Genomic DNA, 24339 nt, shown 5'->3' with positions numbered 1-24339 from the left:
GCTCAGGCAACACGACGGGCCTCGCAATCGCATGGGGTTCAGTCAGATTCATCGAACGAAGGGTTCCTCTGGGCTGGCGCTGGCGGCAACATCAGCAACCACCTGGCCGCTGTCGAGCTTGATGCAACGGTCGGCCAGGGTGAAATAGCGATCATCGTGGGTGATCACCAGCACCGCCTTGCCGCGGGCCTTGAGGTCCGGCAGCAGGGTCCGGTAGAACACCTCCTTGAACGCCGGGTCCTGGTCGGCCGCCCACTCGTCGAACACGTAGAAGGCCCGGTCCTCGAGCAGTGCCACCAGCAACGCCAGGCGCTTGCGCTGGCCCTGGGACAGGTTGAGCGTGCTGAAGGCGCCGTGCTCGATACTGACCTTGTGCTCCAGTTGCAGCTCCCTGAGCAGGCGCCGGGCCTGGGGTTCCAGGTGCGGCGGCATCACCCCCAGCAGGGTATCGAACAGGAAGAAGTCGCTGAACACCGTGGAGAAGCGCTGGCGATAGGCATCGCGGTTGCCCGCCGTTACCGCCCGGCCATCGAGCTGCACGCTGCCGCCCTCGCCCTCGTACAGCCCCACCAGCAGCTTGGCCAGGGTGGTCTTGCCGCTGCCGTTGCCGCCGATCAGGTAGGTGAGCTGGCCCGGCTCGAAGGCCAGGTCGATCGGCCCAAGCATGAAGTAGCTGTTTTCCTTCTCGCGGAAATAGCGGTGCGTCAGCCCACGCAACTCGATGCGCTGGAAGTCGGCGCCCGCCTCCTGCTCACCAGCGGGTTCCAGCGGCAGTTGCTCCTGCAGCCGCGCGATCCGTTCCAGGGCGATCCGCGCCGAACCCAGGCTGGGCAAGGCCGCCAGCAGCCCCTCGATCGGCAGAATCATGTACAGGAAGATCATCGCGTAGCCGGACATCACCTGCTGGTCGACCCCATAGGTGCGCGCCAGCACGAACAGGGTCAGACCGATGAAGGCGAACAGCACCAGGTTGCCCCAGCTGGAAGCGGCGCTGAACAGCACGTAGCCCAGGGTCCGCTGCACCCGCACCGACTCGATATGCGGCGCCAGCGTGTCGTCGACGAAGGCCTGCCGGCGGGCCCGATGCAGCTTGAGTTCCTTGGCACCGTCGAACAGTGCGCGAAACTGCTGGATCAGATCATCCTCGCGCTGGCGAGAACCGCGCAGGTGCCCGAGCGCCCGGCTGTTGACCAGCAGGAAGCCCGCCGCGCCGACAAGCACGGCCAGCAGGGCGAACAGCAGAATCTGCCATGACAGCCAGCCGAGGTAAGCCAGACAGCCGATGATCACCGTACTCTGCATCATGATGGTCGGCAGGTTGATGAACAGCACAACCAGCGTATCCAGGTCGCCGGTGAGCACCGCCAGCGGCCGCCCGCCGCCATAACGCTCCAGATCGGCGTAGGAGGCATTGGCGATATGGCCGATGGTGCGCAGGCGCACGCTGGCCTTGGCCCGTTGCCCCAGGTACATGAACAGGGTCTGCGAGAGCAGGCGCAAGGCCAGCACGCCGATGCCGATCAGCATGAAATGCAGGCCCAGTTCGCCCAGCTCATCGCCGCGCGCCGACAACGACTGGTTGATCAGCGCCACCAGCGCGGCACTGCCGAAACCGCTGGCGAGGCTCGCCGCCGCCGCGATCAGCAGCAGCCAGCGCGCGCCCCGCAGCAGGCTCAGCAGCAGCACGAACGGCGTGCCGGGGCTTGCCGGCCAGCGCGGCCGGCCGGTGGTGGGTGGAGGTGAGGTTCGGGTCGAAGTCATGGGCGGTCAGTACTTCACTCGCAGGGTCAGGGTCGCATTGCGCGGGTCGCCATACAGGCCGTAGTAGTTGGCCGGCACCCGCGCGTAGTAGGTACGGTCCAACAGGTTGTTCATGTTCAGTGCCAGGTCCAGGTGCTCGCTGATCTTGTAGCCGACCAGGCCATCGAGAACCGCGTAGCCGCCCTGGTAGCTGACCGCGTTGCGCGTGGTCCTGCTCTGCGCCCGTACACCAGCGCCGATGCGCCAGTTGTCCAGCAGGCCACCGTCGAAGTGATAGGTGTTCCACAGCTTGAGCATGTGCTTGGGCTCCTCCGGGTCCTGGATGCCGTTGGAACCGGCCGCTGCCGCCCCCAGCAACTCGGTCTGCAGGTAGGTGTAGCCGGCCTGCACATCCCAGTTCGGCAGCACCTTGCCGGTGACTTCCGCCTCGAAACCACGGCTGCGGGCCTTGCCCTGGGCCAGCCAGCGTCCGGGATTGGCATCGTCGGCGATCGGCCGATTCTGGTCATCGATCTGGAACACCGCCAGCGTCGCGCCGAGCTGGCCGTCGAGGAACTCGCCCTTGAGGCCGAGTTCGGCCTGGTGCCCGGTGCGCGGCTTGAGCACCGAGCCACTGGCGGTGGTCTGGAAGGCCTGGGACGGCGTGAAGATGTCCGAATAGCTACCGTAGGCCGACAACCAGGAATTGATGCCATAGACCACCCCGGCATAGGGGGTGAACTTGTTCTGGTCGGGATCGTTGACCGTTGCCCCGTTCGATGGCAGCAAGCTCTGGCGGGAGCTTTCGTAGTGGTTCTGGCGACCACCGAGGATCAGCGACAGGTCGTCCACCGGCTTGAAGGTCACCTGGCCGTAGACACCGTACTGGCTGGTGTCGGAGGTGGTACCGGTACGGTAGGGAATATCGCGGTTGGCCACGGTGATGTTGTCGATATCCACCACCCCGCCACTGTTGCCGCCCGATAGGCTGTGCTGGTGGCTCTCGGCGTAGTTGACGCCCAGCATCAGCTCATGGGTGCGCCCGAACAGCTCGAACGGGCCATTGACATAGGAGTCCACACCCACCCAGCGGTAGCGGTCCTGCTGGCGCTGCAGCCAATAGTTGGCGGTACGGTCGGGGTTGACCTGGCCATTGATGTAGCCGTATTTGGAGCTGATTTCCGAAGTGCGGTAGTTGACCGCCGTGCGGTTCTGCCAGCCGTTGGCGAAGTGATGCACCAGGTCGGCATAGATCTCGGTCATGTCGGTGTCGGCGTAACTCCAGTCGGTGCCGTAGAAGCCCGAGCGCTTGCCATTGACGAAGTTGCCGTTACTGAAGGTCGACAGACCATAGTCCAGACCATTGAGGTTGATCTTCTGCTGGGCCATGCCGACGGTCAGTTCGGTGTCCGGATCGAGATCGAAGGCCAGCGAACCGTAGATCAGCCCCTGCCCGGTCTTGCCGTCATCCTGGAAACCACGCTTGTCCTGGCTGCTGAAGCCGAGCCGGCCCTTGATGTTACCGCTGTCGGTCAGCGGCCCGGTGACATCCCAGGCGGTGCGATAGGTGTCCCAGGAGCCGGCCGAGATCGAGCCGGTAAGGCCGAACACGTCCTGCGGGCGCTTGCGCACCAGGTTGACCGTGCCGCCGGGATTTCCAAAGCCCTGCAGCAATCCGGCCGGACCGCGCAGCACCTCGACCCGGTCGTACAGCGCCAGGTCGAACTGCGGCAGGTATTGCAGGCCGTTATTGGCCGGCAACCCATCGAACTGCACCTCGGCGGCATAACCGCGGGACTGGAAGTAGCTGGTGCCGTCGCCGTAGGTCACAGCGGTGATCCCGGGGGTGTTGCGCAACGCATCATCGACACTGGTCATGGCCTGATCGTCCATGCGCTGGCGGGTGATCACCGTCACCGAGGCCGGCACGTCCCTGGGCTGCGCCGGTACCTTGCCGACCGTCACCAGGGACGGTTTGTAGCTGTCCGAGCCTTCAGTCGTGGCAGCTTGCTGTGTAAGCTGATCGCCGACCACGCTGGTCTGCGGCAACTCTGTCGGGGGCGCAGCGTGGGCATGCCCGACCGCTACGGCTAGGGCCAGCGGAGCCAGCAGCAGCGGCTTGAGCGCCAGCCGGCGGGTGTCCCGGTCGATCGCCAGGGAATGATGCGCAAAACGTTCGGTCATACTGCTGCTCATGAAGGTTCGAGGCTCAAGTTATTGTAAATGCGACTGGTTTGCATTAATTTTGCCAGTCTGTTTACTGAGCTTCAGGACAACTTGTATCGATGAAAGGACAGAATTGGCGCATTTCTGCCGCTCATGAGCCTTCCGCGCAAAAAGCGGCCATCAGCCAGCACCGCGAGTTTCCCGAAGACGCCCCGCCGCTGGTGGTCCGGGCCTACGACTACGCCTCGGGTGCCAGGCAGCAGCCCCATTCCCACGCCCGTATCCAGCTGATGTATTCGCCACGCGGGCTGATGCGCGTCAGCACCGAAACCGGCGCCTGGACCCTGGCACCGATGCGCGCCCTGTGGATTCCCGCCGGGGTCACCCACGAGGTGCGGATGGTCGGGGAAATCTCCATGCGCTCGGTCTATCTGGCCCCCCAGGCGGTGCCCTGGTGCTGGGACGAATGCTGCGTGCTGACGGTGACGCCGCTGATGCGCGAACTGATCCTGATGCTCAACGACAACCCAGGCCTGGCCGAGACGCCGCGCCAGCAGGCCTCGGGGCTGTTGCTGCACCTGCTGGCCCAGGCCACGCGGCAGAACAACAGCCTGCCGATGCCCCTGGACCGACGCCTGCGCAAGGTCTGCGATGCCATCCTGCAAAGCCCGGACAACAACGACACCCTGGAGGAATGGGGTGAACGCATCGGTGCCAGCTCACGTACCCTGGCCCGGCGGATGAAGGAGGAGACCGGCGTGACCTTCCACCATTGGCGCCTGCAGGTGCGGGTCGACGAGGCGGTCTGCCGGCTGGTACAGGGCGTGTCGATCAACGAGGTGGCCCAGGCCCTCGGTTATCGCAGTTCCAGCGCTTTCATCTACATGTTCCGCAGCCTGCTGGGGAGCACGCCGGCGCAATATGTGGAACGGATCCTCTGCGGGGCACCGGGGGTGGTGAATGAAGAGGCCAGCGCCGAACGGGTCGGAACCGGCTCAATGGCCTTGGCAGAAACAACCCGCCAAGGCGCCGCCACCCGCTGAACACGGACAAACCGGGCAGCCCTTTCTCATGGCAGGCCAGGAAACCGCCGACTAGCCCGACCCGCCATGCCGGAGCAATCATCCAGGCTGGTTCGCTGTCGTCGACAGCACCTGTCCCACGTGGTCGCGATCTTCCAGGCCACGGTGCGCATTGCGCATTGATCGTCTGAAGTTCGCCCAGTATTCGGAAGCGCGAACGGTCGTCGATGCCCTCCTCGACCGAATACACCACACCCCCATGACGGAGACCCCAGCCGTCAGGTGGTGTCTCCGTTGCTCGCAAAGAAAAGGAGACACCATGGAAATGAAGACCTTGCTGCACGAACTTCTGGCGGCATTCGGTGCCGACCTCAAAGGCACGGAGAAACAGCTGAAGCAGTCGATCGCGGATGTAGGGAGCGAGTTTCGCGGCACCCTCAAGCGCGTCCAGACGTCACTCGGCGACAACAACAGCGGGTTGCGGACGCTGCTTGAACAACAAAGTGAGCAGATCGCCGCGCTGAATCTCAGCATCGACGACCGGTTCAACGAACTACGCTCGTTCAGGGAAAAAACCGTTGACGGTCTTTCCGACAACGCCGGAGCGAAAGGCCATGAGCCTCTTGCACAGGGCGAGGAACCGGAGGAAGTCATCGACGAAAGAGACGTTCGGCTGGAGGCGGCCATCAGGCGCCTCGACTCGAAGAATCGACTCATCCAATGGCATTTGGGAATCATCAGCGTCGGCGTGGCCTTCCCGTTCGTTCGGGGCGCGTTCGAACAGATCCTTGCACTTTGCCAACATTGATCCACCGTTGTGCCTCGGCCTGAGCGAGGCGGCTTGACCCTTTGCTCGCCCGCCCGGGCGAGCAAAGGTTTTCATCCCTTTACGCCTGGGCGGCGGCCAGCTTGTCTTCGGTGCGGGTGTCGAAGTCCGAGGCGTCATGCCGCTCGCGCAACTGGCTGGACAGTTCCCCGGACACGCGGTTGACCATCCGCCCGCGCTGCACGGCGGGACGGGCGTCGATGGCGTCGGCCCAGCGCCGGACGTTCGGGTAGTCCTGCACCGACAGGAACTCGGCCGCGTCATAGAGCCGGCCCTTCACCAGGCCGCCGTACCAGGGCCAGATGGCGATGTCGGCGATGGTGTAGACGTTGCCGGCGATGTACTCGGTGACGGCCAACTGCCGTTCCAGCACATCGAGTTGGCGCTTGGTTTCCATGGCGAAGCGGTTGATCGCGTATTCGATCTTGATCGGCGCATAGGCGTAGAAGTGCCCGAAACCACCGCCCAGGTACGGCGCACTGCCCATCTGCCAGAACAGCCAGGACAGGCACTCGGCACGGGCCGCCGGTTCGGTGGGCAGGAACGCGCCAAATTTCTCCGCCAGGTACTGCAGGATCGCCCCTGACTCGAACACCCGGATCGGCTTGGCACCGCTGCGGTCCAGCAGCGCCGGGATCTTGGAGTTCGGGTTGACCTCGACGAAGCCGCTGCCGAACTGCTCGCCTTCACCGATACGGATCAGCCAGGCATCGTATTCGGCCCCCTGGTGCCCGAGCGCCAGCAGCTCCTCCAGCAGGATGGTGACCTTCTGCCCGTTGGGCGTGGCCAGGGAGTACAACTGCAGCGGATGACGGCCGACCGGCAGTGCCTTGTCATGGGTCGCGCCGGCGATCGGCCGGTTGATGTTGGCGAACTTGCCTCCATTCTCGGTATCCCAGGTCCAGACCTTGGGCGGCTGGTAATCCGATGAATCACTCATGCTCGGTACTCCTTGGTTTCAATGGATGACGCGTTGGCGTGCCAGGGCTCGCGCCCCTAGCGCACCGATGAATTGTCGTTGCGACGCGAATACAGGCAGTCCTGCGCCAGGGTTGCGCGCATCTGTGTCGCCTCCTGCTCCAGCCGCTCGCACATGAAGTCGACGAACACGCGGATCTTGCGCGACAGTTGCCGGCTCGACGGCCAGACGATGCTCAACGTGTCCGGTGGAATCAGGTAGCCATGCAGCAGGCAGTACAGCGAGCCGTCGGCCAGCGCCTCGCGGGCCAGGAAGTCGGGAATGGTGCCCAGGCCGAAACCCTTGATCAGCGCCGCGCGAACCATTTCCATGTTGTTGCTGACCATCACCGTGCGGGTCCGCGGCTCGCGCGCGCCCTCCTCGCGCAGCAGCGGAAAGTCCAGCAGCTTGCCGTTCTTGTAGTAGCGAAAGCGCACCGCCAGGTGATCATCCAGCTCGGCCGGGGTCTGCGGTACGCCATGCCGCTCCAGGTAGGACGGTGCCGCGCACAGCACCGGCTGCACGCCGGGCAACGGCCGGTGCATCAGCCGCGAGTCCGGCAGCTCGCCGCTGCGGATGACCACGTCCATCCCCTCCTCGATCACATCCACCAGCTTGTCGCTGAAGTCCAGGTCCAGCTCGATATCGGGATACAGTTCCATGAAGGCGATCAACACCGTCTGGAACAGGTGATAGCTGGCCGCCGGCATGCTCACGCGCAAGCGCCCGCGCGGGATTTCGGTGGACTGCGACAGCGTCGACTGCGCATCGTCCAGGTCATCGAGGATGCGCCGGCAACGCTCCAGGAACACCCGGCCCTCGTCGGTCAGGCTGAGGCTGCGAGTCGAGCGCTGGAACAGCCGGACGCCCAGGCGCTGCTCGAGCCGGGTCACGCCCTTGCCCACCGCCGACGCCGACAACCCCAGCGCCCGGCCCGCCGCCACGAAACTGCCCAGCTCCGCCGTGCGGATGAAGGACATCAAGCCACTGAGTCGATCCATCTGCCGCCCCCATTCGATCATTTTATTCCGCTATAGACGGAATTCTTACCGTTTTTCACACGATTACCTGCTCCTTATCATCCTTGCACGTTCTGTCGACCCCGGTAAACCACCGGATAGTCGATGCAGTCACCTTTAACTGCGGGCGCCTTGACCGGCCCGACACCAGGATTTCATGTCATGTCCAACCTGCTGCTACAACAACGGCTGATACTGCTGGCGGTGTGTATCACCGCCATCACCATGCCCTTCAACTTCACCGCGCCCGCGGTCGCCCTGCCGGCCATCGGCCAGTCCTTCGGCGGCTCGCCCATGGAACTGAGCTGGATCACCAACGCCTTCATGCTCACTTTCGGCAGTTGCCTGATGCTGGCCGGCACCCTGGCCGACAGCTACGGTCGCAAGAAAATCTTCATCGGCGGCGTCAGTACGTTCGCCCTCCTGGCCGCGATCCTGCCTTTCGCCCCCAACCTGGTCCTGTTCGATGTGCTGCGTGGCGCCCAGGGGGTGGCGGCGGCACTGGCCTTCTCCGGCGGCATGTCGGCCCTGGCCCAGGTGTTCGACGGTGCGGGTCGCATTCGCGCCTTCAGCTTCGTCGGCACCAGCTTCGGCATCGGCCTGGCCGTCGGCCCGGTCATCGCCGGCGCCATCATCGAAGCGTTCAACTGGCAACTGATGTTCCTGCTGATCACCGTACTGGCAGTCATTTCCCTGGTACTGGCCGGCCGCCACATGCCGGAGTCGCGCAACCCTGACGCCGCCGGCATCGACTGGCCCGGCGCGATCACGTTCACCTGGGCGCTGGGCATCTTTACCTTCGCCATTCTGGAAGTGCCGGAGAGCAGTTGGACCAATCCGCTGGTGCTCGGGCTGTTCGTCGTGGCCCTGCTGTCCTTCGTCGCCTTCGTGGTGATCGAAAAGCGCGTGGCGCAACCCATGCTCGACCTGAGCCTGTTCCGCTACCCACGCTTTGTCGGCGTGCAATTGCTCGCGGCCGCTCCAGCCTACTCCTTCGTGGTGCTGCTGATCCTGCTGCCGATCCGTTTCGTCGGCATCGAAGGCATGAGTGCGATCGCCGCCGGCTGGCTGCTGATCGCCCTGTCGGCCCCGCTGCTGGTACTGCCGATCGTCGCCGGCTACCTGACCCGCTGGCTGTCGCCGTCGACCCTGTCCGGCAGCGGCCTGCTGGTGTGCGCGGCCGGGCTGTACTGGCTCAGCCAGGTGCCGGTGGGCAGCAGCGCTGCCGAACTGGCCTGGCCAATGCTGGTAATCGGTGCCGGTATCAGTCTGCCCTGGGGCCTGATGGATGGCATGGCGGTCAGCGTGGTGCCCAAGGAGCGCGCCGGCATGGCCACCGGCATCTTCAGCACCACCCGGGTGGCTGGCGAAGGCGTGGCGATCGCCGTGGTCACCGCATTGCTGTCGGCCTATTCCGCCAGCAACCTGGGCGTATTGGCGCAGGGCGACCTGAGCGAGGTGGTCGGGGCCGCCCAACACCTGGCCACCGGCAACCTGGCCGGTGCCGAGCAACTGCTGCCGGCGGCCGGACGTGAAGCCCTGGCGGCCGGCTACAGCGCCGCGTTCACCAGCCTGTTGTGGGTACTGACGGTGATCACGGTGCTGACGGCCGCGGTGGTGTTCCTGTTCCTCGACCGCGGCCAGGTCGAGGACGGCGAGGCCGACGGCACGACCCTGGACCCGGCGGCCTGAGCCATCAGGCTCGGCCAACAGCCCCCAGGGTCTTCAGATAGGCACAGAACATGTCCGCCATGGCATCGGCATACACCTCGATTTCCGCCTCGGTCCGCGGGCTCTCCGAATAGGTCTTGCCCACGGAACCGAGGGTCATGCCGATCAGCTCACAGGCCAATGCCCGGGTGCTCGCCGAGGCTTCGGGCAAGGCCTCCTCAATGAACAGTTCGAAAGTCCGCCGCCCCGCCGCCCTCACCTCCCGGGCCTGGGGCGCATCGCGGTACAGCGGCGCCGCCTCATTGAGCGCCACGCGCACCGCGGCCTCATCGCATTCGGAACGGACGAACGCCCGCACCAGGGTCCGTAGCCGCACCAGCGGCGGATGCGCGCGATCCTCGACAATGGCGCAGAGCATGTCGCTGGTCTGTTGCCACTCATCGCTCTGCAAACGGAAGAGGATCGCCGCCTTGTTCGGAAAGTACTGGTACACCGAACCGACGCTGACACCGGCCCGCTCGGCCACCCGCGTGGTGGTGAAGCGGCGCATGCCTTCCTTCGCCAAAACCTGAACAGCGGCCTGCAGAATCGCCGTCACCAGCTCATTGGAGCGGGCCTGCCGGGGCTGTTTGCGTGAGGTAATCCGCGGGCTTGGGCGTTCGCTCATGGGAATGGCTCGCAATGCGAATAGAAAATGTGAAGGTTCATTCGCATTATAACGGCTCACCTACCTGCACAGGAAAAGCCCATGAGCACCCTGACCCAAGCCCCGCTCGCCCCCCTGCTGGAACGCCTGTTCAGCCAGGCCGACGCGAGTTCGCCGATGAGCAGCCCGGCCTTCGCCAACGTCTCGAAGCAAGAGCGCGAGCGCCTGATGCGCAGCAAGACCGAATACCTGAGTCTCTATACACAGTTGAAGGACTTTCCGCTGGCCGTTTCCCGGGAGACCGGTAGCCTGCTCTACATGCTGGCCCGTAGCTGCAATGCCCGGAACATCGTCGAATTCGGTACCTCGTTCGGTATTTCCACCCTGCACCTGGCCGCGGCGCTGCGTGACAACGGCGGTGGACGCCTGATCAGCAGCGAGTTCGAGCCGTCCAAGGTGGAACAGGCAAGGCGCAACCTCGTGGCCGGCGGGTTGGCCGACCTGGTGGAGATCCGGCTCGGCGATGCCTTGCAGACCCTGGCGAACGACCTGCCGGAGCCTATCGACCTGGTCCTGCTCGACGGTGCCAAGGCGTTGTATCCGCAGATTCTCGCGCTGCTGGAAAGCCGCCTGAGGCCAGGGGCGCTGATCATCGCCGACAACGCCGACTACAGCCCCGAGTACCTGGAGCAGGTGCGCGGGAGCGGTTCGGGCTACCTGTCCGTGCCGTTCGCCGAGGACGTCGAGCTGTCCATGCGCCTGGGCTGACCCAGGCCGCTCCCCATCGTTGTGGGAACCTGTACCCTGCCGTGCGTCGCCCTGATCGAGCGTATCGCCCACAGATCAGTCACAACCCTGAGCATCGCCGCTACCGAGGTGGGTAGTGGCATGCGGCAATCCCCCCGGTCATCAGGCAATCGTGCCAGGCCAATGATCTTTATCGTCAAGGAGACCCACCATGACCGTAAACATCAGCAATCTGACGATCGCGACCCCGGTCGCCACCTCCGCCACCAACCCCGCGGCCCTCGAACTCAACGGCGCACAGGCCATCGCGCAGTTCCCCAGCGTGATCCAGGTGCTGCCGGACGGATCCCTGCAGTTCAACGCCCCCGCCCGGGGCGCCTCGAGCAAAAGCACCCACCGCACCCGCTGCGAATGGAAGGAATCGATCTACTGGGCGCTGACCAGCGCGACGGAACACATCAACGACCAGGAAATGACGGTGACCAAGGTCAACTCCGCACAAAAGGTCGTCGTGTCGCAAATGCACGTGAAGGGCGATGACAGCCCGGCGGTGAAGGTGTTCTGGAACAAGGGCAATATCACCCTGGGCTTTCGCCAGCGCTACAACCAGACCGACCCGGTAAACAGTACGCTGCTCAAGGGCGTTCCACTCGGAGCCAGGTTCAGGGTCAGGATCCGCGTGACGGCCCTGGGCGTGGTCAACGTGAGCGTCGAGAGCAACGGCCTGTCAGGACTCTCGGGCGATCTGCAACTGGACAGCAGCTGGAATACCCAGCGATTCGACTTCCACGGCGGCGTCTACAACCAGATCGACTTCACCGACGCGACACCGGCCGATGACGGTTCGATCTGCATCATCAGCGACCTGCAGATCAGCCACCTCTAGGCTGTGTACGAAATTGTTTGAAACGCAGGTTAGGCAAGGCAAAAATCGGCGAGGAAGCGCAGTTGACTGGTTGTCAATGAGCATTCCGAGCCGATTTTTAACGCCGCATAACCAAGTTTCAAGCGATTTCGTACATAGCCTAGGTGATCGCCATTGCAGCGATGGCTAGGCCGCCGGCCCCTTCGCGGGCAAGCCCGCTCCCACAAGGCAACCGACCTGTAGGAGCGGGCCTGCCCGAGGATTCGAACCACAGGCCCGGAACCCAGCGGGCGTTATTTCGAAACGACCTGAAGAACTGTCAACTCTGACAGTAGCCACCCACGCCCTGGCAGCCCAACATGGAAGCGGATCAAGAACCTCAAGCAAAGCCGTATTGAGCCTGTGCCCCCATGGTCCCCCGAGGACTGTTGCCATGAAGCCCACTACCTGCCTGCTACTGATGCTCTCGCTCATGCCCTGTGCCCACGCGATCGACCTGACTCCCGGCCAGACCAATGGCCGCGGCCGGATTCCCGGCGCCTATGGCAACACGCCCGGCGGCGACCCCGCCTACAACTTCCCCATGACCTTCCGTACCGGCGACGGCGACTGGGCGAGCGACCTGTCCCTGCCCGACCTGGCGCCCGCCGCAGCCCAGCTTACGGTCAGCACCGGCGCCAGCTACCCCAGCGTGCTGTCCCTGAGAAACACCGACATCGGCGTCCAGTCCATCTCCATGAACCGCGGCGATAGCCTGGCGTTCCTCTACGACAGCGCCAGCCAACGCTGGAAGGTCCAGACCCATGAATACACCCCCAACACCGTCGGCGCGGTCATCCCCGACTTCACCTCGCCACGGGTCATTCGCTACAGCCTGGGCGATGGTGACTGGACCGACAACGTCACCCTGCCCGGCAATGCCGGCGACGGCAACATCGTCCTGGTCCGGTCCGATGCCACCTACTCGACCACTATTTCGCCACCGCCCGGTACCGGCGACCCCGTGGTCATGAACCGGGGCGAAAGCTACGCCTTCGTCTACCAGTACGCCAGCAATCGCTGGAATGGCACCCGCATACGCTATCTGTCCAACCCCATCGCCCAGCGCCTCAACGACAACTACAACGAGGTCAAGAACGATTGCCTGGAATACGGCAGCCGTGCGCGCCGGGGCCACTACTACTGCAGCGGGAACATCATCCGCGCCACCACCGATGGCAACTACAACCCCTGGGAGCGCCCCAGTACCGGATCGACCTCGTACTCATGGATCCGCAAGGACATCGGCACCGACCATCTCTACCGCCCCGTCGGCTTCATCCTGCGCTCGCCGCTGTATGCGGCCATCCGGGGGCTGCCGGGCATTTCCGTGGGCTGGACCTGCCTCTACCCTTTCGACGGCTGGACCAACAGCGGCAAGGACTGTGATGGCATTACCGCGCAAGTCGCCGCGGCGGCCGGCTGGCCCTTCAACCCCTCACCGGCCCCACGCCCGCCAACCGGCAACAGCGGCTACGCGTTCGGCTCCTGCGACAAGCTGGGCATCACCACCCGGGAGCAATGGCTGCAGTTCTTCGCCGTCGGCCAGAACGCCCTGTGGAACCAGTGTTCCTGGAACGTCGACAGCCAGACCAGCTGGAATGCCATGCTGGCGATCCACCAATCCGACATCACCCCCTATTCCCAGATCGATCCGCAAAGCGGCATCGACGCCAGCTGGTACAAACCCGGCCACAACGAGCTGCGCCTGAACAATGCGGCCAGCAACACGACGCTGAACGCACAGGCCATCGAGGCGATCTATTTCGATGTCAACGCCCAACCCGGCTCACTCGATTCGGCCAGGAACTTCCAGCGCAAGCTGGGCCAGGCCGGCTACCCATCGGTGCCGATCGTCCAGCTGAATTTCCGCGCCGCGCCCAGCGAGCGTTTCAACTTTGCGGCCAGCGATCAGGCAGAAACCTACAATCGCGCCCAGTGCACCCAGTACATCGACTCGGCCACCTGGATCCAGCGCTACGACCCCGGCACCGGGAAAAATGAATGGACCCTGTCGGTGCTGCCCACCGAGTGCGGCAGAAACATCCAGTCGGACCAGAGCGACAAGGCCTATGCCGAACTGCTCCAGACCTACGGCAACGATCCGGCCTGGAAAAACAATGATGGCGGTGGCATGCGGCGCCAACTGATCTGTCACCTGGCGATCGCCCGCCAGAAGGCCCCGTGGAATCTGGAACCTTTCCGCCCTGACGTATCCCAGCAGGCGGCCATCGACGCGGGGTGCAATCCCGTCTCCCGGTAGCGCCGGGCACACCCTACCTATCTACCTCACGCCGGGCAGGCACGGCGCCTAGCGTAGCCGATTCGAATCACGTATCGGACCCACGCTCATGTCCAACGCCCCCACCAACCTGCCCGTTGCCCCCACCCGGCCGGAGGCCCTGTTGGCCGCCGCCAGCCAAAAATACGACTACTCCATCAGCAGCGCCGGCCACCTGCTGAACCTGATGGTCCCGACGGAGATACGCGAGGCCCTGAACAACGCGCGAACGGTCGACGAGGCCCGCGCCACGCTGTCCCGGCTGTGCCGTCAGCCGACCTTGCTGCAGGCCCTGAAAGACATCAGCGGCACGCCCATCCCCTCCGGCGGGGCCGCCTGGGCCGCCCTGGCCAGCCTGGTGCGCGCCACCGGCATCAGCGCCGATTGGGCCAGGGATAACGGCCAGGCGTCGATCGCCGCCTTCATTGCGCCCGGGCTCGGCGAACAGCGGATCGACTTCCTGCAGGCCGTATTCACCCGCGTCCTGCTGACCCGGAACTACGCCGCCCCGGAGTCCCCCGCCAGCGACGTGGGCACGCCGCCGCCCCCCCTGGAAAGCCCTGCACGGCTGGCGGACAGTGCCCATCCAGGCGCCAACCTGGCGCTGCTCAGCGCGCTGCTGCCGGCGACCACACCCCCACGACCACTGGCCTCGGCCCTGCTGGCGTACCTGGGGGTCTACGGCCTGTCGACCCGTATCCCCACGCACTGGAGTGCCGTGGAGGACTATCAGTTTCTGCGTGCCCTGCCGCACTTCCAGGCGCTGGCCGCAAGGATGGGCGACGGCACGACCGACACGCCGGTTTCGCCAGGGCAACAGGCCCACCTGCTGATCCAGGCGCTGCTGGCCACGGTGGAAGCCGACGTCAGCGACCTGTGGCCACTCGGTACCGAATTGGGCACTGCGGATGCCGCCGCCGGCCAGGGCTGGCACATGCTGCGCGACAGCGCCCTGCGCGACATCGGCCAGCAGTTGCTGGCCCGGCACAGTGTCGATGACCCGGAACAGGCGAAGTTCCTCGCCCGCCTGCTGCTGCAGCGCGAGCGCCCCGAATGGTTTCTCGAGGACGTCGAGACCATCCACAACGACTACGCCCGGGACGTGGCCTCCATAACCTGGCGCTACGTCACCCGCCTGTGCGAAGCGCTGGCGCCGCGCTCGACCCTGGGCAAGCCCCTCGGCGAAGTGGTGCGCCTGGCCGGCGCGCTGGAAAAGCTCGCCGGCGTCTGCGCGCTGGACCCGGGCACCGGCCAGGCAAGGCCCGCCGATGCCAATGAACTCGGCACCCTCAGCGGATTGCTGCTGGCCGAGTCCACCCAGGCCTGGGGCAGCGTCTGGCAGGCCAGAAACGCCGCGCAGTTGCTCGACACCCTGAACCGGGTCGAACAGAACCATCGGGGCCTGCTCGAGCACCTCGGCGCGGAAAAACCGCCGGACCTGACGAAACTGGCCAGGCAGGCCCTGCGCGCGCGCAAGGCCGACCCGGACGAACGGGTCCAGGTCACCGAACACGCGGACACCTATTTCAACTTCTCCCCCTCCCCCAATCAGGTGCTGCGCAGACCCGACCCGACCTGGACGGTGTCGGCCGTGCAGCGCTTGCTGATGAAGGATGCCGGGATTTTCGAGGAGGAGCGCGCCACGGTGGTCGGCCAGTACCAACAGCAGATCGCCCGGTACGCCAACGCGCGCCTGCCCCAGGTGGAAATACGCATCTCGCAGATCCTGCAGCAACTGGCGCCGCAAACCCTCAAGCGCCTCGACAGTGGGCGCTGGCGCGTGCACCAGCTGTCTTCGCGCAACGCCCAGCTCTATCAGGAAGGGATTTTTGCCGTGGTGGAAATGGCCCCCGAGGGCAAGCGGCCGGCCCTCTACCTGGCGGCCCGAAAGGACCCGTCCGGAGTGTTCTTCCTGCGCCCGGAAAATGTCCAGGACATGCGGAAAAAGGAACAGGGCGGCCCCCTCGACACGCTACTCAAATACAACCTGGTCGTGCACCTGGGCGGCAAGATCATCAAGGTCATCAGCGAAGCGGCCCAGGATGTGCCCGCCGAAGGGATAGGCCTGGAGCCCGGCGCCTGGCAGGACGGTAAACCGGCGGCGGACCGATCCAGCCTGCACCCGCTCGACCCGGGCAGCGCGGCCTGGCAACTGGCACGCCAGTTGGCCAAGCCCCTGTGGCTCGACCCCATGGTCTGGGAAGCCGCCCACGAGGTCGACCGCAAAGGCCGTGCCCCCTGGCAGAGCGGCGCCAGCTTCAGCCTGTGGTCGCTGATCCCGCTCTACGACTACTTCAAGAAACCCGTTGCCGAGCGCGGCGAGGAGGATCATCGCTCGGCCCTGTTCGACGTCGGCACCCTGTTCGCGCCCGGCGCCGGTCATGCCAGCCGGGCCATGTCGCTGCTGGCCCATGCGGCCTTGAGCGCCGCGCGGGCCGGCCTGCTGCGAACCCTCGGCCAGGGGCTCACGCTCAAGACCGTGATCGGCGGCCTGCAAGGGGTAATTAACGCCACCGCGTCGCCGCTGTTTCGCCAGGGCCTGCGGGCGGGTGGCCTGCAGTTGACCCAGGCCGCCGGGGAAACGCTGCTGAATATTTCTCCGGTCCCCCTGCCCAACACGCGCTGGTTCGGCAAGCGCAGCCAGCAGCTCTGGCAATGGCTGCCGGGCCCGCAACTGAGGGAAAAGGCCACGCGGCTGATCGATGAGGTGCTGACCAACCGCCTGCGGCCGGCGAACCTTGGCAACCTCAGTGCCTACGTCGTCGAGGATGGCGAAGCCCTGCTCCGTCAGGCCCGCCCGCACCGCTTCAATGGCAGCGCCAGCCTCTACCACGCCAGGGACAGCCGCAACGCCGACCGCTGGCTGATCCGCTACACGGATGACACGCGCCGCGAAAAGGTCTACGAGATCAAGGGCAACTTCAAGCCGCAAAACCACTACGTGGAGATCATCGACCCCATCAGCCGAAAAACCGTGCTGACGGTGGGCAACCAGGCGGGAACCTGGCAGCGGCTCGCGGCCAAGGGTGGCGTGCTGCCCAGCAATGGGCGCAAGATCACCTACCCGATCATCCAGCAGTGGCAGGAACTGGTCAAAACCGACAGCAGCAAGGCCACGCTGAAATTCCAGGCGCAGTTTGCCAAGTCCCACGGGCTGAAGGACAGAAGCCTGTGGGAGTACGTCTCGGTCAATGGCGAACTGGCCGATGAGGGGAAATTCCTCCAGGCCGAGGCCGCGGGCCGCACCTTCAGCCCGCCCACCGTACAGCAACTGCGGGAATGGCGGGACATGCCCGCCGCCGTCCGCCGCAAGACCTCGCAATTCCAGTTCGCCATGGACCACGGCATCCAGTTGCGCGCCCTGGCCCGCCAGGCCAGGAAAACCGGTGAACTGAACTGGCAGGGGCAATATGCCGTCGACCTGGATGAAGGCCGAATCTTCCACGCGCCCACTGCGGATGACCTCAACGCCTGGCGCAACCTGACCCCGGGCCATGCCATCCCCTGGTACGAGTTCGCCCGCGAGCACAGCATCAACCCGAAGACCTTTTCCCGCCTGATCAACCGCGGCCACAAAGCGGACGGTGCCCTGAGTGTGATGGGCGAACATTCGATCAAGCAGAAGACCGGACAGACCTTGCGCGACGTCACCGCCGCGGATATCCAGGCCTGGCGCGACCTGTCACCGGCCGAACGCAAGCAAACCAGCCGGGAACGGTTCGCGGTGGCTCGTCACATCAACCCGAACATCCTCGGCAGGCACATCACCACACAGGGCGAACTCAAGCCACTCGGCGAGTTCCGGGTCAACCAGGCCGCCGGTATCGAATACCACGAGCCCACCGTGGAAGAGATCATCGAGTGGCGGGACCTGCCCAGGGCCGAACGCGAAAAGACCTCCCGCGACCGCTTCGCCCTCGACCGGCGCATCGACGTGCCGGGCTTCCAGATCCATGTGAAGGCCAACGGCGAGTTGACGGCGGTCGGCGAGGTCAAGATCCGGCCCGGCGATGAAACATTCCGGCCGCTCACCGCCCAGGACCTGGTCGACTGGCGCGACCTGTCGGCAGCGGAACGCAAGCAGACCAACCGGAAAAAGTTCGCCATCGCCCGCGAACTCAACCCCCGGGTATTCGCCGATGAGGCCCAGGCCTCCGGTGAACTCAAGCCTCCAGGGCAGTTTCGCGTCGACAAGGCCAATGGCGTGGAATTCCATGAGATGACCGCCGAAGAACTGGTCGCCTGGCGAGACCTGTCCAGGGCCGAACGCAAGCTGATGCCCTGGCACCGGTTCGCCCTGGAGCGTCAGATCGATCTGAAGAGCTTCCACCAGTTCAGCTATACCAACGGCAAACTCAAGGACATCGGGCTGTTCAAGGTCAACGCCGCCGCCCGGCAGCGCGCCGCCGCGCCAGACGGCCAGCCAGCGCTACCGCCCGCCCAGGCGGCATCAGCCGAGGGACCGCCGGCCAAACGTGGCCGGTACGCGCCGAAGGCGGCGATGTCGCCGGCCGAGGCGAAAAAATACGTGGCCCACCGTGTGCTGGAGTTGCAATCGCAACTGCCGTCCTACACAAAGGACAAGACCACCATGGCCGTGGCGCTGCTGGACGACCCCGACGGTCGACAGATCACCGCCATCGCCTCCAGCAATCCCAGGGGCTACCTGCCCAAGGGGGTCACCGTGAAAAAACACGAGCACTTCGTCCGTGGCAATCTGCACGCCGAAGCCGACATCCTCGAATGGGCCGCCCAGCACCAGTACCAGGTGGCGGTGATCGGCGCCGGCCGGCCCATCTGCCGCCCCTGTGCCGAATTGATCGAAGCGGCCCAGGCCGTTCCCGCCACATCGCTGAAGAAGGTATGAACATGAACACTCGACTCGCCACGGTAGCGCCAGAACTGGTGAACTGGGCCGAAAGCCTGCCGGCAGCCCGCCGCCGAACGCTCGCCTGCGCGGTGGCGCAATGGGCCTGCGCCAGGACCGATGTGGCCGGGCTGCTGGGCGAAGGCCCGCTGCAACGCCTGCTGCAACCCGGCTACCATGCCACGGCGCAGGACCGCGCCCTGCTCGGCGCCAAGGCCGATGAACTGGACGAACAGTACTTTCGCCTCGCCGATGAAGGGGAGATTTCGGAGCAGGCCCTGGGCGGGTTCGAACAAGCCAGGGCGCTGTCCTCGCTGCTCTGCTCGTTCGATGCAGGCAACCTGCCGAGCCTCTGCGACACCCTGTACGAAGCGCAGGCGGTGACCGATGACCTGCCCGCCTTCGAGCAACTGTGTCGAAGCTACGCCATGCCATAGATACCTACCACATCCGCACGTGGCCCCGCCCCTAGTGTGTCCGATTCGAACCACGAATCGGACCACAGGCCATGCCCAATTCCCCCCAAGCCCCTCTTCCTGCCACCGCGACCCCTCGTTCGGCGCGCAACCGCCGCCTGATCATCGACCAATTGCCCACCTGGCTTTCCGGCGCCAGCCTCGAGCGGCGCCAGGCCTTCGCCGCCTGCCTCAAGCGCAGCCAGGCGTCCAAGGCCGCCCTGGCCAAACACCTCGACGGTTTCAAGAGCGTCAGGGAATTTGCCGCCCCGCTGCTGGCCCAGGCCCTGCTGAAACACTACGGCCCGGGCCTGGACGTGTACCAGGATCGGCTCAAGCACGTCCACATCCTTGCCGCCGCCACCCTCGGCAGCCCCCGCCAGGAACAGATCGTCAACCAGAGCCTGCTGCAGGCGGCGCTGCAGAATTTCGAAAGCAGCGAAACCGGCCATTTCGGTTTCGACCGCGGCTCGGCGGTCCTGCGCACCAGCAGCCTGCCGCTCAAGCACGCGATCACCCCGCCGGACTTCGCCAGCCTGGCCCGCCAACTCGACCTGGGCGGCCAGTACCAGAAACACATCGAAGGCTTTCTGCTGTCTGCCGAGCCGGGTCAGCGCGCCGGCTACCGCCAGTTGTTCGAGCGCCAGCAACGCGACGAACTGGCCCTGCAGACGGAAATCGCCCGGCTGCAGGGCCAGCTGGACGAGGCCGCCTACCAGATGCTGCAGAGCCTGCTCGACCCGGATCGCACGCCCAGCTGGGACCAGCGCCCGATCAGTTGCAACACCCTGACCCTGCTCGACTTCGCCAACCCCAGCGGCAGCTACGGAGCCCTGCTCAAGGGGGTCCTGCTGATCGAACGCCAGGCGCCATCGGGCAGCAGCGAGGCCCCCTGCGTGCTCTACCTCGCCGGTGAGCCGAAAGGGGCCGTGCGCCAATATGCCTCGCGCCAGGCCGTGCATGACGACCTGCGCGAACGCCTGCGCGACAGCCACTACCAGACCTTCTTCCAGCGCTACGTGCACGTGCGTAGCCAACCGGCGTTCTTCCAGGCGCTGGCCGAATGCCTGGCCCCCCTGGACCGCACCACGGGCCAGCGCAAGCCGGCAACGAATGCCGACCTGCAACTGCAACTGGGCTCCCTGGGCGACGACCCGCTGGACGAATTCTGCGTGTTGCAAACCGTGAAGCGGCTCGACGACGCGCGGGTCACCGCGGTCCCCACCGACGACGAGGACCGGAAAACCCGCAACGCCCGCCTCAAGTCCCTGCTCAACTGGACCGAGAACCTGCTGTTCCTGGTTCCCGGGCTGGGCGAAGCCATGCTCGCGGTGGCCGGCGGGCAACTGCTGGTGCAGCTCTTCAACGGCATCGAGCAGTGGCGGCACCATGAGCAGGAACAGGCCGTGCTCGGTTTTCTCGGCGTGGTGCTGAACCTCGAACTGCTCGGCCTGGCGACCGCGATGCACGTCGATTTCGACGGCGCGGACTTCATCGAGGGGCTGCACCCGATCAGCCCCGAGCCCGGCAAACAGGCACTCTGGAAAGCCGACCTGGCGCCCTACGAACAGACCCTGCCCGAGCTCGGCCGGGCGCACCCCGACGCCACCGGCCTCACTCACCACCAGGGCGCCGCCTACCTGAAACTGGAAGGCCGCCACTACCGGGTCGGCCCCGACAACGGCCGCCATCGCTTCCGCCTGCGCCACCCCAACCGCGCCGAGGCCTACGCGCCGCTGCTGCGGCATAACGGCAAGGGCGCCTGGCAACTGGAATTCGAACGGCCCGAGCAATGGCAACAGCCGCAGCTGTTTGCCCGGCTGGACCCACAGGCCGCCAGCCTCGACAGCGAGTCGGCCAACCGCGTCCTGCAGGCCAGCGGCATCGACGAACGCCTGCTGCGGCGCATGCACATGGACCGCCAGGCACCGCCCGCGCTGCTGCAGGACAGCCTCACCCGCTTCCGGCTCGACCAGGACCTGAGCCAGTTGATCCGGCGCCTGAGCAGTGGCGCCGCGGCCGACGGCTCGCTGAACGAGCTGCACATGGAACTGCAACTGCTCACCAGCGAACCGGTCTGGCCGCGCACCAAGGTCCTGCGCCTGCTCAACCGCCAGCGTGCGCAGATCCAGGAATACCCGGCCGGGCAGCCGCCGGAGGTCAGCCGCATCGACCTGCAATGGCCGGGCCTCGATGCCAACCGCCTGCTGAGCCACGTGCTGGAAAACCTCACCGAGGGTGAAATCCGCACCCTGCTGGACGAGGAGTTCGGCGCCGGCCCGTTCAGCCTCCAGACCCGCACCGCCAACCTGCGGCGCAAGCTGGCCTCCCAGGCGAGCGTGCAGCGCCAGGCCCTGTTCACCTCGCACTACCGCTACCGGACCCAGTCGGAGCTGCCCGCGGCCGCCGTGATCCAGCGCGACTTTCCCGGGCTGTCGAGCCCCATCGCCGAAGAGCTGGCGAGCAACGCCCGCCCGCTCGAACTGCAGCAACTGCTCAACGCCCGCCGGGTACCGCTGCGCCTGGCCGAAGAGGCGCGCCACTACCTGCGCAACCAGCGCCTTACGCGTGCCGTCGAAGGGCTCTACCTCGCGTCCGGGCCCAACCCCGACAGCGACCGCCTGATCCTGCGCCTGTTGCAAAGGCTGCCCGGCTGGCCGCGGCAGGTGCGGCTGGAGATCCGCGAGCGCACCGTCAATGGCGCCCTGCTGGACAGCATCGGCGACGAGTCGGCGAGCATCCGCAAGATCCTGGTGCGCAACGGCGGCGGTTACGACACCTACGACGCCCAGGGCCAGGAACTGCACGCCGCCGACGACCTGTATGCCAGCGTCCTGCACGCCCTGCCCGATGCCGAACGCCAGGCCCTGGGCTTTCCCGGCACCCACGAGGCCGAGGGCCTGCGCCAGCGCCTGCTGCAACAGCCGCTGCCGCCGCGCCGGGAGCTGGAAAAACTGCTCGGCCTGCCGCCCCTCCGCCCCGGTTACCAACCGCCCATGCGCCTGGCCGATGGCCGGCTCGGCTATCCTCTCAGTGACAGCGGTGCCGGCGGACGGTCCCTGGGCTCACGCTCGGCGGCCTTCACCGAACTGGCCGAGCGCCTGTACCCGGATCACGCCTGGCAGGAAGTGCAAAGGTTTCTCGGCCTGCAGGGCCTGAACGAAGGCGCGGCCGTGCGCCGTCTCGAAGCGTTGGAGGCCGAATACAACACCCTCTGCGCCGAACTCGATGCCTGGTCGACGGCCGCCCCGGGGTCCATCGCCAACCAGCAGTTGCGCAGCCAATTGGCGGACAGTCTCATACGCTGCTGGCGCCGCGCCCCTTCCACCAGTTCCACCCTGGGCGGTGTCCAGTTCAACTTCCTCACCATGGGCGACCTGACGCCCCTGCCCACGCTCTCGGCGGACTTCAGCCATGTCAGCGAACTGACCCTGCTGCATGGTTTCCCGAATGCCCCGAGCAACATCGACGGGTTTCTCGCGCGCTTCCCCAGGCTCCAGCAACTGAGCATTCGCGGCGGCATCCTCCAGGAACTGCCTGCGCGCCTGGAGTCGATGACGCAACTGACCCACCTGGACCTGAGCAGCAACCGCATCGTCCTCACCCCACAGGACGCCAGCCGACTCGCCGCCCTGACCCGCCTGAGAAGCCTGAACCTGGGCCGCAACCCGGCACTGGGACGCACACCGGACTTCAGCGCGATGACCGAACTGGTCTACCTCTACCTCAACGACTGCGGGCTCGCGACCTGGCCCAGCGGTTTTGAACGACTGCACGGGCTGAACCTGCTGAACCTGCGCTCCAACCGCCTGACCCATGTGCCGTCGGCGCTGCTGCGCACCAGCCAGGAAGGACAGCGGATCGCCAGGGCCCTCGACCTGTTCAACAACCCCATCGACAACCTCGATGACGTCGTCGAGTACTACGAAGAGACCGATATCGACTTCAACCTGGAGCTGCCGATCGACTCGGAGGACGATGACCTGTCACTCGACGATGAGCCCATCCACAACCCGCACCTGCCACGCGGCCCGGTGTCCCGGGATGGGGAGACCTGGCTGCAGGGGCTGGCGCCCCAGGAGCGGGAAGCCTTTCACAATGACTGGCTGCTGTTGGCCAATGAAGAGCCGGCGGAGCAGTCCGAGGCGTTCTTCCGGGTGATCCAGGACCTGCAAAAGTCCGCCGACTATCTGGACACCCGCCTGCGCCCGCGGGTGCTGGACAAGGTCCGCCGCATGGTCCGCGCCATGGTCGCCGACACCGCGCTGCGCGAGAAGCTGCTGCTCAAGGCCAACGCCCCGGATACCCATGCCTGCGAAGACGGCATCACCGTGGTGTTCAGCGACATGGGCCTGGATGTGCTGGAACACGAGGCCTATGCCCAGCCCACCCCGCAGCAGATCGAAGCCAGCCTGCTGGAACTGGCTCGGGGCAAATCCCGCCTGAACCGGGTCAACCAGCAGGCGCGGGCGGAGATCAATCGGCGCAAGGCCGAGGGGCGCAACCCGGATGAGGCGGAAGTCTACCTGGCCTACCGCACCGGCCTGGTCGAACGGCTGAACCTGCCCTGGCAGGCCTCGACCATGCAATACGGCGAGATCGCCAACATCGACCAGGACCAGCTGGACCGGGCCTACGCCAGCATCCTCGACCTCGAACGACAGCCCCTGGATCGGGTCAGGGAAGCCTTGCGGCAAGGGTTCTGGCGGGACTACCTGGACATCCAGTACCTGCAGGAACTGGATGCGAAAAGGGCCCTGCGCGACAACAAGGGCGGTGCCCTGGATGACCTGCACGGCGCGCAACAGCGCTGGTTCGCCAGCGCCGGCCTGCCCGCGGCGGAAAAGGCCCGGCTGAAGTCGGCCATACAGGCCGCGGCCCGCCTCCTCGGCATGTCGGACCAGGCGGTGTTCGCCCGCAGCATGACCGACGCCGAATACCAGGCCCTCTACGAGGCAATCGCCCGCGAGTACGAAGACGAACTGGAGCGCCTCACCCAGCAGGCCCTGCAGGAACTCGAGCCGAGGGTCGCCTGAC

General features: G+C 65.7%; 14 protein-coding genes. 9 read left to right on the top strand and 5 right to left on the bottom strand.

The features are described from left to right. Nucleotides 1-48: 48 nt before the first annotated feature. A complete protein-coding gene (locus tag ACZ5KU_RS13635) occupies nucleotides 49-1761 on the bottom strand; it encodes a cyclic peptide export ABC transporter (protein WP_464737320.1) in 1713 nt (570 codons plus the stop codon). Nucleotides 1762-1767: 6 nt separating this feature from the next. Continuing rightward, complete coding sequence (locus tag ACZ5KU_RS13630) at nucleotides 1768-3924, bottom strand: TonB-dependent siderophore receptor (protein WP_054061210.1); 2157 nt, start codon at nucleotides 3922-3924, stop codon at nucleotides 1768-1770. Nucleotides 3925-4025: 101 nt separating this feature from the next. On the opposite strand from ACZ5KU_RS13630, the gene ACZ5KU_RS13625 reads away from it, so the two are divergent. Both ACZ5KU_RS13625 and ACZ5KU_RS13620 read left to right on the top strand, forming a co-directional pair. Further along, entirely contained in the window at nucleotides 4026-4949 is a 924-nt protein-coding gene (locus ACZ5KU_RS13625; protein WP_239688145.1) for an AraC family transcriptional regulator, read from the top strand. A 298-nt stretch (nucleotides 4950-5247) separates the two neighbouring features. Then, complete coding sequence (locus ACZ5KU_RS13620) at nucleotides 5248-5736, top strand: hypothetical protein (protein WP_464737319.1); 489 nt, start codon at nucleotides 5248-5250, stop codon at nucleotides 5734-5736. Between the two features lie 79 nt (nucleotides 5737-5815). On the opposite strand, the gene yghU is transcribed toward ACZ5KU_RS13620, so the two are convergent. Together yghU and ACZ5KU_RS13610 are read right to left on the bottom strand one after the other, a co-directional pair. Continuing rightward, nucleotides 5816-6694 carry a glutathione-dependent disulfide-bond oxidoreductase gene (yghU, locus tag ACZ5KU_RS13615; RefSeq protein WP_054061212.1) on the bottom strand — a complete coding sequence of 293 codons (879 nt, stop codon included), beginning with the start codon at nucleotides 6692-6694 and terminating at the stop codon, nucleotides 5816-5818. Between the two features lie 56 nt (nucleotides 6695-6750). Further along, nucleotides 6751-7713: a LysR family transcriptional regulator gene (locus ACZ5KU_RS13610; RefSeq protein ID WP_054061215.1), complete on the bottom strand. Its 963-nt coding sequence runs from the start codon at nucleotides 7711-7713 to the stop codon at nucleotides 6751-6753. 180 nt (nucleotides 7714-7893) lie between these two features. Between ACZ5KU_RS13610 and ACZ5KU_RS13605 the strand changes: the two genes are divergently transcribed. Further along, nucleotides 7894-9423, top strand: coding sequence for an MFS transporter (locus tag ACZ5KU_RS13605; RefSeq protein ID WP_464737318.1), 1530 nt, complete (start codon nucleotides 7894-7896; stop codon nucleotides 9421-9423). Between the two features lie 4 nt (nucleotides 9424-9427). Here the strand turns inward: ACZ5KU_RS13605 and ACZ5KU_RS13600 are convergent, their stop codons facing one another. Next, nucleotides 9428-10069, bottom strand: a complete 642-nt coding sequence (locus ACZ5KU_RS13600) for a TetR/AcrR family transcriptional regulator (protein ID WP_464737317.1) — start codon at nucleotides 10067-10069, stop codon at nucleotides 9428-9430. Nucleotides 10070-10150: 81 nt separating this feature from the next. On the opposite strand from ACZ5KU_RS13600, the gene ACZ5KU_RS13595 reads away from it, so the two are divergent. From ACZ5KU_RS13595 to ACZ5KU_RS13570, 6 genes are all read left to right on the top strand, one after another. After that, entirely contained in the window at nucleotides 10151-10816 is a 666-nt protein-coding gene (locus tag ACZ5KU_RS13595; RefSeq protein WP_054062335.1) for an O-methyltransferase, read from the top strand. 190 nt (nucleotides 10817-11006) lie between these two features. Next, a complete protein-coding gene (locus ACZ5KU_RS13590) occupies nucleotides 11007-11681 on the top strand; it encodes a polysaccharide lyase family 7 protein (protein ID WP_464737316.1) in 675 nt (224 codons plus the stop codon). A gap of 412 nt (nucleotides 11682-12093) precedes the next feature. Then, nucleotides 12094-13962 carry a DUF2599 domain-containing protein gene (locus tag ACZ5KU_RS13585; protein ID WP_054061144.1) on the top strand — a complete coding sequence of 623 codons (1869 nt, stop codon included), beginning with the start codon at nucleotides 12094-12096 and terminating at the stop codon, nucleotides 13960-13962. An 88-nt stretch (nucleotides 13963-14050) separates the two neighbouring features. After that, entirely contained in the window at nucleotides 14051-18847 is a 4797-nt protein-coding gene (locus ACZ5KU_RS13580) for a hypothetical protein (protein ID WP_464737315.1), read from the top strand. Between the two features lie 2 nt (nucleotides 18848-18849). Beyond that, complete coding sequence (locus ACZ5KU_RS13575; protein WP_054062338.1) at nucleotides 18850-19284, top strand: hypothetical protein; 435 nt, start codon at nucleotides 18850-18852, stop codon at nucleotides 19282-19284. A gap of 71 nt (nucleotides 19285-19355) precedes the next feature. Then, a complete protein-coding gene (locus ACZ5KU_RS13570) occupies nucleotides 19356-24338 on the top strand; it encodes a dermonecrotic toxin domain-containing protein (RefSeq protein ID WP_464737314.1) in 4983 nt (1660 codons plus the stop codon). Nucleotide 24339 lies beyond the last annotated feature (1 nt).

The organism is Pseudomonas sp. Tof1, from assembly GCF_055390395.1.
This window is presented reverse-complemented; position numbering and strand designations above follow the sequence as displayed.

Coding starts and splice junctions, on each gene's coding strand:
- ACZ5KU_RS13595 (WP_054062335.1), top strand. CDS start 10,151: ATGAGCACCCTGACCCAAGCCCCGCTCGCCCCCCTGCTGGAACGCCTG.
- yghU (WP_054061212.1), bottom strand. CDS start 6,694: ATGAGTGATTCATCGGATTACCAGCCGCCCAAGGTCTGGACCTGGGAT.
- ACZ5KU_RS13630 (WP_054061210.1), bottom strand. CDS start 3,924: ATGACCGAACGTTTTGCGCATCATTCCCTGGCGATCGACCGGGACACC.
- ACZ5KU_RS13570 (WP_464737314.1), top strand. CDS start 19,356: ATGCCCAATTCCCCCCAAGCCCCTCTTCCTGCCACCGCGACCCCTCGT.
- ACZ5KU_RS13635 (WP_464737320.1), bottom strand. CDS start 1,761: ATGACTTCGACCCGAACCTCACCTCCACCCACCACCGGCCGGCCGCGC.
- ACZ5KU_RS13580 (WP_464737315.1), top strand. CDS start 14,051: ATGTCCAACGCCCCCACCAACCTGCCCGTTGCCCCCACCCGGCCGGAG.
- ACZ5KU_RS13625 (WP_239688145.1), top strand. CDS start 4,026: ATGAAAGGACAGAATTGGCGCATTTCTGCCGCTCATGAGCCTTCCGCG.
- ACZ5KU_RS13600 (WP_464737317.1), bottom strand. CDS start 10,069: ATGAGCGAACGCCCAAGCCCGCGGATTACCTCACGCAAACAGCCCCGG.
- ACZ5KU_RS13610 (WP_054061215.1), bottom strand. CDS start 7,713: ATGGATCGACTCAGTGGCTTGATGTCCTTCATCCGCACGGCGGAGCTG.
- ACZ5KU_RS13620 (WP_464737319.1), top strand. CDS start 5,248: ATGGAAATGAAGACCTTGCTGCACGAACTTCTGGCGGCATTCGGTGCC.
- ACZ5KU_RS13575 (WP_054062338.1), top strand. CDS start 18,850: ATGAACACTCGACTCGCCACGGTAGCGCCAGAACTGGTGAACTGGGCC.
- ACZ5KU_RS13605 (WP_464737318.1), top strand. CDS start 7,894: ATGTCCAACCTGCTGCTACAACAACGGCTGATACTGCTGGCGGTGTGT.
- ACZ5KU_RS13590 (WP_464737316.1), top strand. CDS start 11,007: ATGACCGTAAACATCAGCAATCTGACGATCGCGACCCCGGTCGCCACC.
- ACZ5KU_RS13585 (WP_054061144.1), top strand. CDS start 12,094: ATGAAGCCCACTACCTGCCTGCTACTGATGCTCTCGCTCATGCCCTGT.